Source organism: Pseudomonas sp. GW821-FHT09D08 (genome assembly GCF_059416305.1).
This window is the reverse complement of the sequence record NZ_JBWKOX010000019.1, coordinates 122,635-135,095: the sequence shown is the minus strand read 5'-3', so window position 1 is coordinate 135,095 and position 12,461 is coordinate 122,635. Positions and strand designations below refer to the sequence as shown.

Sequence of the window (12,461 nt, the reverse complement as noted above, 5' to 3'; positions counted from 1 at the left end):
AAAGATCGCCCATACGGTCTGTTCGATGGTGATGGTCTTTTTCTGCTAATCCAGCCTAACGGCCGAAAGGGATGGCGCTTTCGATATACCAAATTCAATGGCAAGCAAGGACCCACGGCTTTCGGCAATTATCCTGTTGTCAGCCTGACAGATGCACGAGCCAAACGTTTGGAGCTCAAGGTGCCTCCTATCTAAGCAAACTCGTAGGTAGTCCTGCAGATCCTGCGAGTACACCCGCTTTGTCCGGCCGCGTAGCCAAGGTAGCGAGTGGCTGACGACAACCCCATCGTCAAGTGCCGCTAGTTCCTGAAAAAGCGTAAATTCGCCTCTGCTGCGGAATTCCGCATGATCGAGTGCTGGAACGGGTACGCAGTACAGAACCGATACGAGTTCCTGTAGTACTACGCGCTCAAGCCACCGTGTTACACCACCTGCTGGACCTGATCCGCTTCAGGCTCTAGCGCATCCACAGTAGCGACATGGTTGGTGATGCCGAAAGGAATGTGCACGGATGGCGCAACGGCGCTAGTCGATTTAAGGTGCCCTGATTGGTCATCGAAGAAGATGTGTGGTTTCAATACGCCTAAAATTTTGCCTTTCTCTATGCCACCCAGGAAGAATGCGTCATTGGCCATGACACCCCAACTCTTGAGTGTATTCATCGCACGCTCATGAGACGGAGCATTGCGGGCTGTGACGATCGAGACGCGTATGCGGTTTTCGTATTTAGGATTGAGCTTTTTGTGCTTCTCCTCGACCGACTGGATTTTGGATATCCGCACCATGAACTCCTTCAGCGGCCCCGGGTTATGGGGCTGCATAACGTTTTTCACTTCGTGCGCATGGAACTCAGACAACCCAGAGGCCTGCATGATTGTTTCGGACTCATCGCCGGCGAGTACGCCGTCAAAGTCGAATGCGATACGTAGGGTTTTATCAGCTTCGTCGTCTTCAAATTTTGAATCGAGCACCTGGCCAGCCGGGTACCCGGCCTTGATTGCCGCTTCCACGTCTTTTTTGTCACCCGACAAAAATAAAGCGATATTCAGTGCTGGTATGTATTCATAAGGGCATTTTCCCTGCATAAAAATCGCCCTTGTCATCCCAAGGCCATAATGCTCGATAGTCTTCAGCACGCGCAGCCCAGTGTCGGGATCATTGCGCGAAAGAAGTATTACCTCGACGAGCGGATCCGTAGGATCGACGCTAAGGTCATTCACTGACAGTAAGCGCTTGATGAAGGGGAACGCTATCCCCTTAGGAAGCGGGTCGTGAAGATTTTTTTGCTGAAACTTGCGGTACTCCTCCTCCCCCTGACTCTGAAATACTGCGTCCGATGCCAGCAAATCAAACACAGCGCTGGAAGCGACGCCGATCACCAGGCGATTTTCTAACTCGTAGGGCATTGGAACCTCTCTTGATGCCTCTAAACGCAAATATTGATGGGCATCGAACATGCCGCTCGATTTCAGGGCGGATCAAGAAGCACACATCGCGCGCCTCCTCCCACGCACAGTCAGGCATATCAATCTTCAAATCAATCTACAGGTTGTTTTATTAATGGGTGGATCACTTTGAATCTTGCTGATTAGCGCCGAGTCAGCCATCACCTGATCGCCGAATGTCGGCCCCAAACTATTCTCCTGAACGAAAATGGCATAATATGCCAACAATCAAAAGTACCTGTTTGCATGGAACTGGAGCTAGTTATGGCGACGCGAAACGTTGTGCTCACCCCTCACCAGGAACAAGTTATCCATGACCTGGTGCAGTCCGGCCGTTATCAGAATGCCAGCGAAGTGATGCGAGAAGGTTTACGTTTATTGGAGCAGCGCGTCGCCGAAGACGCCGCCAAAATTGAAGCACTTCGTCAAGCGACCTCAATCGGCATCATGGATCTTGAGCGCGGGCGCTCTACTCAGGTGAACGAAGGAGATCTGGAGCACTACCTCGAGGGCTTGAGCCTGGAGGCAACCCTCTCCGCGCGCGAGAAACACTGAGCATGCCGCAGTATCGGATTTCCAACCCGGCGCGCGCCGACATTGTTGACATCCTCAGGCTCTCCCAGACACAGTTCGGCGATCAAGCACGCCAGCGCTACCAGGCACTGATCCTCGCGGCGCTGCAAGCGCTTGCCGACACGCCTTATCGCATTGGCAGCCACGACCGCGATGAGCTTGTACCGGGCCTTCGCAGCTATCACCTCATCTATTCACGCCAGCAGGCCAAACAAACCCATGGAACGGTCAAAAGCCCACGCCATATCGTGTTCTATCGTGTGGCAAACGACGACGTGATCGAGGTCGTCAGACTCCTTCATGACGCCATGGAAGTGCAGTTGCACTTGCCTAATGACTGATCACCGAGCTAGCCCAAAGGGCTAACTGGCCATGAACAGCGAAGGTAAGGTGCCCCATCGCCCTCGCTGTCAGTCGACTCGGCAGCCAATTGAAGCGGGAGGTTTTGGACCTAACCTGACTATCGAGACCCAAGACCAGAAACACGATGTTCAACTTTGCGTACCACTTCAATGCTGAACAACCGCTTCTAAAGTGTTTTCGTGACCAGGCGCCTAACATTACGCTCCCGCTCTCGATGGGCACGTGTATCGATGCCCATGGCGACCAGCGCCTTGGCAACATCACGCAGAGCACGAACACTTCGCGTGCGAGTCAATTTCAGGATAGGTGCTGAAAAACACACCCGACAACACCGCTTAAAGGTATCGACTCATTACCCATGCACTCTTCCGAACAAGCAAGGGTTTGCCAGATACGGGTTGCTCATCCAGTATACGGAGGCGCACTGAATACCAGCCACGGCCACCGAGGTCCGTGTCAGAAATCGCCATTCGCGATCGCTCGCACACCCGGTGCGAGCGGGGGCAAATCTGGGGGCATATTTTAGATTTTTTGAGCTGAAAATATTGTCCTAGAGCCCAGTCAAAATGTTTTTCGGGGACCCTGAGAGTCTTTAGGCGTTATCGGGCAGGCTATTCGGTGTGATCATTTCTGCTGCTAAATGCAGCTGAACGACGATTCAGAGGAAAGATCCCAAGCTGTTTCGCGATCCATCAGATGTGTGCCATGTTGTGCAAAATTTGGTGATGGTCAGCCCTATGACACTGCAACAGCTCAACTACTTCCTCGCCGCCATCGAGCACGGCACGTTTTCCAAGGCCGCCGAGAGCCTGCATATTTCTCAGCCCTCGCTGTCCGAACAGATCCTGCGGTTGGAGGAACATCTGGGCACTCATGTGTTTATCCGCACCAACCGCCGTTTGATGCTGACCGAGGCCGGTAGGCGTCTGCAGCCGTTTGCCCAAGGCATGGCGACCTCAGCGCGGCAGGGATATGAGGCAGTCCAGGCCGTGCGGGAGTTGTCCGGTGGGGTTGCCAGTTTCGGTACCTTCGGCACCGCGCATCACTACTTCCTCACCGACTTGATCGAAGAGTTCCGCACCCTGCACCCGGATATGCGCATCAAGATCGTCGGCTACAACTCCTCGGAGATCGCCGAACTGGTCAGCCAGGGGGAGATTGAAGCGGGGCTGGTGATGCTGCCCATCAAGCAGCAGAACCTGACGGTGAGCGAGCCCGTGTGGTCAGCCCAGGTCGGGTATATCAGTGCTGACCCCGAACGCCTCAAGGGGCCGAAAACCATCAATGACCTGGCGGTGGCGCCGCTGATTCTTACCGAGGCGCGTTGGCGCTCTGCCGACCCGATTCGCCGTCTGCTGGCGCAACTGGCAGCCAAAGGTGGAGAAGTGTTGGACCCGATCATTGAGGTCGAACACCAGATCACCGGCTTCGAATTGGCTGCGCGCGGCTTGGGCGATGTGATCGCGACCCGGCCGATCCTGCACCACCTGGGCTTCAATGATCGCCTGGGCTGGGCGCCCATCACCCCTGCGATTTTTGAAGTATTTGGCTTCATCCATCGCCACGACACGCCCATCTCGCCGCCCACCCGCGTGCTGCTCAACCTGATGCGCACGCACTTGAGTCGCATCCAGAGCCGTTACGCGCACCTGGAGTCGTTTTAGCTATAGGCGATGCCTATAGGAAGCACATGACTTGCCCCATTCATCCGCTTGGTCCTTGACCCGATACTCATTCCACGGACGCCAACAATAGGCGCTTCCAACGTTTGAGTAATGGGGAGTCATAATGTCCAATCAACCACGCTACTGCATCATTGGTGCCGGCGCCGCAGGCCTTGCTGCCTTGAAGACCCTGACTGACGCAGGTTTTCAGGTGGACTGTTTCGAAAAGTCCGCGCACATCGGCGGCCACTGGAACACCGACTACGATGCGCTGCACCTGATCACGCCCAAGAGCAGTTCGTTTTTCGATGGGTTCCCCATGCCCGCCGACTACCCGGTGTACCCAAGCCGCGATCAGATCCAGACCTACATGAACGCGTACACCGACCAGTTTGGTCTGCGCGAAAAAATCACCTTCAACACCGCTGTCAGCACCATCAAGCCCCTGGGCGACAACGGCGAAGCCGGCTGGGATGTGACCCTCGCCGATGGCACCAACAAGCGCTATGCCGGGGTGCTGGTCGCGAACGGGCACTTGTGGGACTGCAAAGTGCCGGAAGTCGGCAAGCGCTTTACCGGCGTGTCGATCCACTCCGGTGAATACCGAAACGTGCAGCAGATCAAAGGCAAAGTGCTGGTGGTCGGCTTCGGCAACTCTGGGTGCGACCTGGCAGTGGATGCCGCCCAGGCACGCCTGGACACCACCATCGCCATCCGCCGGGGCCAGTTGTTCCAGCCCAAGACCGTGTTCGGCCTGCCTCGCGGCGAGTTGCCGTTGCTCGGCCAACTGGCACCGGAGCAGCAAAACATGATCATGAACATGCTGATCATGGCCAGTGTCGGCACCCACAAGAACTACCCTGGCATGCCCGCACCGGAAACCTACGACCTGGACGCCCAACCGCCGGTGGTCAACACCCTGCTGCTGTACTGGATCCAGCACGGCCGTATCAAGGTGGCGCCGGGCATCGACACCATCGAGGGCAAGACCGTCACGTTCACCGATGGCAGCCAGGCCGATTACGACACCATCCTGTGGGCCACCGGCTTCAACACGCGCCTGCCGTTCCTCGACGAAAGCCTGCTGCAATGGCGTGATGGCGCCCCACTGCGCACCGCCGCCATGACCCTGCCGACCAACCTTGAAGGCCTGTTCTACATCGGCCTGGGCGCGCCGCGTGGCCCGCAATGGCCGGTGTACTGCGAACAGACCAAGCTGGTGATGCGCTTCCTCAAACTGCGCGCAGCCGGGATGAAAGGCCTCGCCGCCAAGTTCGCCCAATTGCAAACCGCCGACTCGCGCATCGACATCGTCAAACGGGAATGGCTGGCCAACTACCAGGAAACCCAGAACCAACTCGACGTCCTCGAACTGGCCCTGCCGACCCCTGCCCCAAAACCTCAACTCGCCTGATCGGAACCCTAATTATGAGCACTGCACCAAACGCCAGCGTCATCATCACAGGCACCTCCTCCGGCATGGGCCAGGCCGTCGCACAACGCTTTCAGGATGAAGGCTGGCACGTGGTCGCCGTCGATGTGACGCCGAGCAAGCAGCCTGCAAGCGCCCTGTTCTCGCCCGTGGTCGGCGACATCACCCGCGAAGATAGCCTGACCGACGCCATCGACGCGGCCCTCGACGGCAAGGCACCGCTCAAGGCGGTGATCAACGCGGCAGGGATCTTCCCCACCTCGTCCCTGGAAAGCTTCAGCGAAGCCTTGTACCGCAAGATTTTTGACATCAACGTGCTTGGCTCGCTGAACATTGCGCGTATCGGCAGTCGCCATCTCAAGGCCGCCGGCGGTGGCGCGATTGTATTCTTCGCCTCGGTGGATGCGTTTACCGTGTCCAAGAACCAGTTGCTCTACAGCGCCTCGAAGGCCGCCGTGGTGGCGATGACGCGCTCGCTGGCCATTGAGCTGGCGGATGACAACATCGTGGTCAACGCCCTCGCCCCAGGCTGGGTTGACACCGAAGGCACCCGCGCGGGTGGCCGCATTGAAGCGGCGGTGGCGTCGATCCCACTCAAGCGTGCGGCACGGGTTGAAGAGATCGCTGATTGGGTCTGGCAACTGAGCGCCAAGCCGGGCTATGTCACCGGTGAATCGCTGTGCATCGCCGGTGGTGTATTTATGCGCTGATCCGCTGTATCTCAGGCCCCACGCGTTAGACGTGGGCCTGACTCCCTATTGACTGCTGCCTCACTACAATTATTCCAGAGGGCAATATCATGGGCGAAGTTTACGCTTCCTCGATTTCACCTGATTATTCCGCCGAGCGTGCGCCGGCCCAACCTGCTCGCAAACGCCTGACCAAAGCGGTGGTCGGCGTGACGCTGGGCAACATGGTCGAATGGTTCGACTTTGCGCTGTACTCCTCCCTTGCCGGCATCATTGGCAAAACGTTTTTCCACGACGACAACCCAACCACGCAATTGCTGGCGATCTACGCCACCTTCGCCGCCGGCTTTCTCATCCGCCCCTTGGGCAGCCTGGTATTCGGGCCGATTGGCGACAAATACGGGCGGCGTACCGCGTTGTCGCTGAGCATCAGCCTGATGGCCATCGCCACGTTTGCCATTGCATTGATCCCCAGCCATGCCAGCATCGGCGTGGCCGCGCCCATCCTGCTGATTCTGATGCGTCTGCTGCAAGGCCTCTCCACAGGTGGCGAATATGGCGGTTCCTGCACCTTTATCGCCGAACACTCGCCCGACAAACGCCGCAGTTTTTTCACCAGTTGGCTGGAGTTCGGCAATATCTCCGGGTTCTTGCTCGGCGGTGCAGTGGTCAGCCTGTTTACCCTCGGCTTGGGTGATGAAGTCATGCAGGACTGGGGCTGGCGCGTGCCCTTCGCAATCGGTGGATTGCTCGGTTTGATCGCGCTGTACCTGCGCCTGGGCCTGGAAGAAACCCCAGTGTTCAAGGAAATCCAGGCCAGCGAAAAACTGCACAAAGCCAACACTCCCAAACAAAGCCTGTTCAGCCTGTTGGTCAATGAGTGGCCAAAGATCCTGCAATGCATGGGCTTGGTGATGGTGTTCAATGTCACCTACTACATCATCCTCGGCTACATCCCCGGCTACCTGGAAAACGTGCTGGGCTACAGCAAATCGTTCGCCATGTCCCTGGGCATGACCGCCACCCTGTTCATGCTGGTGCTGATCCCCGTGTCCGGCTTGCTCGCCGACCGCTTGGGGCGTAATCGCATGATCATCAGTGGCTGCGTGCTGCTGATCGTGATGGCGTTCCCCTGCTTTATGTTGCTGCACACCGGCAACGCGGCGTTCCTGCTGGCGGCGTTGTTGATCCTGACGCTGTCCCAGCTGTTCTTCGAAGGCGCCATGCCGGCAACCATGACGTCGCTGTTTTCCGCCCGCGTACGCTTCAGCGCCCTGGCCCTGAGCTACAACATCGCCGTGTCGCTGTTCGGCGGCACGGCGCCCTTGATCAACACCTGGCTGATTTCTGCCACCGGCAACCAGATGATCCCGGCCTGGTACCTGATTGCCGGCGCCGTGATCGGCCTGGTGTCGATCCTGTTCGTCAAAGACTCCACCGGCCAACCCCTCCCAAAATGAGAACTACCATGACCAGCAAAACCGCACCTCGCCAAAACATCTCCTCCGGCGGCCAGTACGAGTCCGTGTTCGGTTATTCCCGCGCCGTGCGCGTCGGCAACCACCTGCATATCTCCGGCACCTGCGCCTCGCCCGACTACGAGCACAGCAATGCCTACGAGCAGGCCCAGGCCATCCTGGTGACCGTGAACAAGGTGCTGGCCGAAGCCGGCATGAGCGCCGCAGACGTGGTTCGCACCGTGGTCTACCTGCGTGACATCAACGATGCGACGCCGGTGGCCAAGGCCCACAGCGAAGTGTTCGACGCCATTCGCCCGGCCAGCAGCCTGATCCAAGTGGATTCGATGCTGCGCCCATGGCAGAAAGTTGAAATCGAAACCTACGCGATCGTCGCCGAGTAAACCGCTCGGTTAAGCCAAGGGGCCGCGCATCTGTCGCGGCCTTTTTTATGCGCCGCGTTTTTGGCGGAAAGCCTTCGGCGAGATCGCCGCATGGCGCTTGAAAAACCGTGTGAAATACGCAGGGTCGTCAAAGCCCAACTCATCAGCCACCTGGCTGATGGTCAAGGTGGTGTAGATCAGCAAGCGGCGGGCTTCCAGCATCAAGCGGTTATGCAGGATATGCAGCGCACTGCTGCCCGTCAGGCGTTGGCACACCTGATTCAGATAAGTGCCGGTAATGCCCAACTCATTGGCCAGGACTTCGATGGCCACGTGTTGCTTAAAGCATTGCTCGACGCGTTTCTGGAAGCGCTGCAAGTGGTGCAGGCCTTTGCTGTCCACGCGCGGCGGTGCTCCGCCGCTATCCGACAGGCGCCCGATCTGTACCGCCAGCACTTGAACCACGCCTTGCAGCGCAGCATCGCGGCCCATGGCGGAGCCGGTGTACTCGTTATGCAGCAAGCTGAACAAGGCATCGAGCACACCGACCTGGGGATGATCGGCAAGCCGATAGTGCTGGCCCCGGGCAAATGCCTCGCCGGGGGCGATGAGTTCATCGAGAAAGGTTTTCTGGATGGCGACCGAATAACCGTCCGCACCCGGCTCCAAGTCAAAACCATGGATCGCCATCACCGGCACCACAATCAAGGCTGGCCCGCTCAAGGCATGCCGGGCGGCCTCCAGTTGCACCACCAAAGCACCGCTGCGCAGGTACACAAAGTGCACCAGGTCGGCGTGACGATGATTGGGAATATGCCAGTCCAGGCGGCCGCTGCGATCACAGATCAATTCGCTGTGCAGCGGCTCTGGTGAGGCCCACGGCAGTATCTCACCGTAGAGTTTGAAGGTCGGCACCGTGCGCTGTAACGCATCGGGCAATGCCCTCATAGCAGGCCCAGGGCCCTGCGTGCCTGGGCGATGGAAGCCGCATCGATGCCGGCGAACAGGTTCGCCGTACTCTTCACCACACCGCTGCACTGGGCAATGCCCACCATGGCTTCGAGGTATTTGAGGGCCACGGTGGACGAGTCCACCACCGGCACTTGAGTGCCCGTGACCTGGCGGTAGCCGATGCGCCGCAGCAACGGCCCGTAATAGGCACAGCCCACCAGGATCACGTCCGCACCCTCGGCAATGCACTGCTGCGCCACGGCTTCCAGGCGTGGGATAAAGCTCGTCTGCGGCGAGTGAGTCGCTTCCAGCAATAACTCCAGGTTGGAGAACGGTTGTATCGAACGAACAGGTTGGCGAATACAGCGCTCACTCAGGCCATAGCCGACGATGTCGCGCTCGATGGCCACGGCGGTTTTATCCGACACGGTGATCACCGCAAAGCGCTGGCCCATGGCGAGCGCCGCCAACATCGATTGTTCGCCCACCGAAGCCACCGGAATGTCGAGCATTTCTCGCGCCTCCCATAACGGGTCGTTCCAGCAACCGAGAAACACACCGTCGTAGCCGTCGGCCTGGGCCTGGATTGCCGCTTCCACCATCAGCACCGAATTCAGGTGTTCGGCGTAGAGCGAACGGGTGAAGCCGCCGCTGTTATCGAGAAAACGAAAGTCCAGTTGCACACCCGGCGCCACGGCCGCGCCCACGCTCTGGTGAATGATGTTCCACAACGGTTCAAGGGCCGCATTGCGGCCCGTGGGGTGTATCCAGCAGAGTTTCATCGCGAGTCTTCCTGTAGACAAAAAAAACCGGCAGCCCTGGCCGCCGGTAAATGAGGAAACAGCTTCAGGGCATCGGTTTACCGGTGCGGTCTTCGGTCATCAGAATCGCGATCAGCCCCACCACGGCGGCGCCGATCAAGTAGTAAGCCGGGATCATGGTGTTGCCGGTCTGGCCGATCAGCCAGGTATTGACCAACGGCGCAGTGCCGCCGAACAACGACACCGACAGGTTGTAGCTCAGGGCCAAGGCACTGAAACGCACCGGTGCCTTGAACAGCGACACCAGCGTGGCGCCCATCGCGCCTTCAAACAGTAACTGCGCAACCAGCAGACCGAGCACCGCGACATACACCAGCACCACGTTGTGGGTTTGCAGCATCGTGAAGGCCGGGATCGAAAATACGATCAGCAGGATGCAACCCAGCGCGATCAAGCGCTTGCGCCCTACCCGATCAGCCAGCAAACCGGAGAACGGCACCAACAACAGCATGCTCAATGTGCCGACCATCCCCAACACGCTGCCGAAGCTGGAGGAGTAGCCCAGTTCGTTAGTCAGGTAGCCGGGGATGTAGCCCAGCACCACGTAGTAGCAAACGTTGTAGATCGCCACCAGGCCCATGCTCTTGACCAGGTTGGGCCACTCATCCACCAGCATCGACAGCAGGCTGCGTTTGTTGGCCACCTGTTTGCGTTCGTTCTCTTGCAGCTCTTTGAAGATTGGGGTTTCTTCAAGGTTCAGGCGCAGGTACAGAGCGATCATGCCGAGCAAACCACCGATCACAAACGGCACGCGCCAGCCCCAGGCACGCATGGTTTCTTCACCAAGGGCAAGCATCAGGGCGCTGACCACCACGCCGCCGAGCAGGAAACCGGAAAGGATGCCGACCTCCAGCCAACTGGTGAGGAAACTGCGGCTTTTATCCGGCGCGTGTTCGGCGATGAAAATCACCGAACCGCCGTACTCGCCCCCAGTCGACAACCCCTGGAGCATGCGCATCGCCACCAACAAGATGGGCGCTGCTATCCCGATGCTTTCGTAGGAAGGGATCAACGCAATGCAGAAAGTTGCCACCGCCATCAGTGCAATGCTCAAGGTGAGCGCTGCACGGCGCCCATAGCGGTCGCCAATGGGGCCGAAGACCAGACTGCCCAACGGCCGCATCAGGAACCCGGCGGCGAAGGTCGCGTAGATGGCGATCAGCTGTGTAGTGCGGCTTTCACTGTGAAAGAAGATGTCGCCGATCAATACCGCCATCGACGAATACAGCGCGAAGTCAAACCACTCCACCATATTGCCCAGCGTCACGCCGAGCACGGCTTTATTCAAGGGTTTGCTGTTGGACTTGTCTGTTTGTTGCGCATGGGGGTCATTACCCGCCTGCCCGTCGATCAGGCCGGGGGCTGCTGTCGATGTACCGTTCATGGTGCACGCCTCTGAAATTATTGTAGTTCGTGGCAGAGTGGTGGACGGGTCGATCACTCAGGGTTGGACGCGGCAGGATCGAGTCTTGGCTGCAATCTTCTGCGAGGTGTCCAGCCCGTGAGTACGGAGTGACCAGGAGCCCGTGGCGCATTGTTGCGCCCTTTTTGCGAGCGGATGAACAGGGCGAATCCAGTGGACCCTATAGGGAACCCCTATACCTGACGGTGCAGTCAGCCTGCCCGTCTTTGCGCGCGAAAACCGTCTATCTCGTGGCAGTTCATCGATACAGGGAGGGTGCGAGTTTTTCAGGGGCAGTTAGAAAAAGTGCAATTTTGCGCCGTTTTTTGCCCTTATTTTCACCGGGTGACTCATGAAAACTACAGGCGTCGTTGCGTCCTTTGCGCGATGAATCTCTGGAGATACAACAATGACAACGCCCTCCCCCCTTCATACTGATTGGCTCGGCATCGCTGGCAAGGTCTGTGTCGTCAACGGCGCAGCCAGCGGCATTGGTGCCTCGACTGTCAGCGCGTTGGCCGAAAGCGGCGCCCATGTGGTGCTTCTGGATCGCAACCTGCAGGGGTGTGAACAGTTGCAGCAGTCTTTGAACGACTACCCCGGCCGCAGCTTGAGTATCGCCTGTGATATCGCCGACGAGTTGCAGGTCAAGGCCGCCGCCGAACGTGTCGCCCAGGAGTTTGGCGGCTGTGATGCATTGGTTAACGCCGCCGGTATTCTGCGCGCAGCCAACCTGGCCGAAATCGAACTGATCGACTGGAATGCCCTGCTGTCGGTCAACCTCAATGGCTACCTGCTCTGCGCCCGTGAGTTCGGGCGCCTGATGCGTGAGACGGGTGCAGGTAGCATCGTGCATATCAGCTCGATTTCTGCGCAAAACCCACAGCCTTACAGCGGCGCCTATTCGCCGAGCAAGGCTGCTGTGGAGGCCTTGTCCAAGCAACTGGCGGTGGAATGGGGGCCGTTTGGCATTCGGAGCAATTGCGTGGCGCCTGGGATGATTCGCACGGCACTGACGGCCGCCTACTACGACCATCCAGGCATCACGCAAGCGCGTGAAGCCTTTACCGCGACGCAGCGCATCGGCACGCCCGAAGACATCGCCAACGCCGTGCTGTTTCTGCTCAGTGATCGCTCTTCGTATATCAGCGGCACCGAGATGGATGTGAGCGGCGGTCTGTCCTGCATGTTGATGGGTAAGATCCCACGCCCGGGGTTTGCAGCAACCGCAAAGTAACCCCGGTTCATGAATAAAAAACCGGCCTGGCATAGGCCGGTTTT

At 58.4% G+C, this 12,461-nt stretch carries 12 protein-coding genes and 1 pseudogene; 9 read left to right on the top strand and 4 right to left on the bottom strand.

The genetic code is table 11. From position 1 onward, the window contains the following. Nucleotides 1-180, top strand: a pseudogene (locus AC07OP_RS25705) (Arm DNA-binding domain-containing protein); the annotation flags it as partial. Between the two features lie 242 nt (nucleotides 181-422). Here AC07OP_RS25705 and AC07OP_RS25700 read toward each other — a convergent pair. Further along, the gene (locus tag AC07OP_RS25700) at nucleotides 423-1,406 is read right to left on the bottom strand and encodes a 5'-nucleotidase (protein WP_495102589.1); all 984 of its coding nucleotides are present in this window, start codon (nucleotides 1,404-1,406) and stop codon (nucleotides 423-425) included. A gap of 303 nt (nucleotides 1,407-1,709) precedes the next feature. On the opposite strand from AC07OP_RS25700, the gene AC07OP_RS25695 reads away from it, so the two are divergent. The 7 genes from AC07OP_RS25695 (at nucleotide 1,710) to AC07OP_RS25665 (ending at nucleotide 8,027) form a co-directional block, all read left to right on the top strand. Beyond that, nucleotides 1,710-2,000: a type II toxin-antitoxin system ParD family antitoxin gene (locus AC07OP_RS25695; RefSeq protein WP_495102517.1), complete on the top strand. Its 291-nt coding sequence runs from the start codon at nucleotides 1,710-1,712 to the stop codon at nucleotides 1,998-2,000. Nucleotides 2,001-2,002: 2 nt separating this feature from the next. After that, complete coding sequence (locus AC07OP_RS25690; RefSeq protein WP_495102516.1) at nucleotides 2,003-2,359, top strand: type II toxin-antitoxin system RelE/ParE family toxin; 357 nt, start codon at nucleotides 2,003-2,005, stop codon at nucleotides 2,357-2,359. 759 nt (nucleotides 2,360-3,118) lie between these two features. Continuing rightward, nucleotides 3,119-4,045: a LysR family transcriptional regulator gene (locus AC07OP_RS25685; protein ID WP_495102515.1), complete on the top strand. Its 927-nt coding sequence runs from the start codon at nucleotides 3,119-3,121 to the stop codon at nucleotides 4,043-4,045. 124 nt (nucleotides 4,046-4,169) lie between these two features. After that, nucleotides 4,170-5,459, top strand: coding sequence for a flavin-containing monooxygenase (locus AC07OP_RS25680; RefSeq protein ID WP_087694422.1), 1,290 nt, complete (start codon nucleotides 4,170-4,172; stop codon nucleotides 5,457-5,459). Between the two features lie 14 nt (nucleotides 5,460-5,473). Then, nucleotides 5,474-6,187, top strand: a complete 714-nt coding sequence (locus tag AC07OP_RS25675) for an SDR family NAD(P)-dependent oxidoreductase (RefSeq protein WP_087694423.1) — start codon at nucleotides 5,474-5,476, stop codon at nucleotides 6,185-6,187. An 89-nt stretch (nucleotides 6,188-6,276) separates the two neighbouring features. Continuing rightward, the gene (locus AC07OP_RS25670) at nucleotides 6,277-7,626 is read left to right on the top strand and encodes an MFS transporter (protein ID WP_495102514.1); all 1,350 of its coding nucleotides are present in this window, start codon (nucleotides 6,277-6,279) and stop codon (nucleotides 7,624-7,626) included. A gap of 8 nt (nucleotides 7,627-7,634) precedes the next feature. After that, nucleotides 7,635-8,027: a Rid family hydrolase gene (locus AC07OP_RS25665; RefSeq protein ID WP_057432519.1), complete on the top strand. Its 393-nt coding sequence runs from the start codon at nucleotides 7,635-7,637 to the stop codon at nucleotides 8,025-8,027. 45 nt (nucleotides 8,028-8,072) lie between these two features. Here AC07OP_RS25665 and AC07OP_RS25660 read toward each other — a convergent pair whose 3' ends face one another. The 3 genes from AC07OP_RS25660 to AC07OP_RS25650 form a co-directional block, all read right to left on the bottom strand. Next, nucleotides 8,073-8,954: a helix-turn-helix domain-containing protein gene (locus AC07OP_RS25660; RefSeq protein WP_057432521.1), complete on the bottom strand. Its 882-nt coding sequence runs from the start codon at nucleotides 8,952-8,954 to the stop codon at nucleotides 8,073-8,075. Continuing rightward, nucleotides 8,951-9,739: an aspartate/glutamate racemase family protein gene (locus AC07OP_RS25655; protein WP_087694425.1), complete on the bottom strand. Its 789-nt coding sequence runs from the start codon at nucleotides 9,737-9,739 to the stop codon at nucleotides 8,951-8,953. The genes AC07OP_RS25660 and AC07OP_RS25655 overlap by 4 nt, the downstream gene beginning before the upstream one ends. A 64-nt stretch (nucleotides 9,740-9,803) precedes the next feature. Continuing rightward, nucleotides 9,804-11,162, bottom strand: coding sequence for an MFS transporter (locus AC07OP_RS25650; RefSeq protein ID WP_495102513.1), 1,359 nt, complete (start codon nucleotides 11,160-11,162; stop codon nucleotides 9,804-9,806). Between the two features lie 427 nt (nucleotides 11,163-11,589). Between AC07OP_RS25650 and AC07OP_RS25645 the strand changes: the two genes are divergently transcribed. After that, a complete protein-coding gene (locus AC07OP_RS25645; RefSeq protein ID WP_087694427.1) occupies nucleotides 11,590-12,417 on the top strand; it encodes an SDR family NAD(P)-dependent oxidoreductase in 828 nt (275 codons plus the stop codon). Nucleotides 12,418-12,461: the final 44 nt, after the last annotated feature.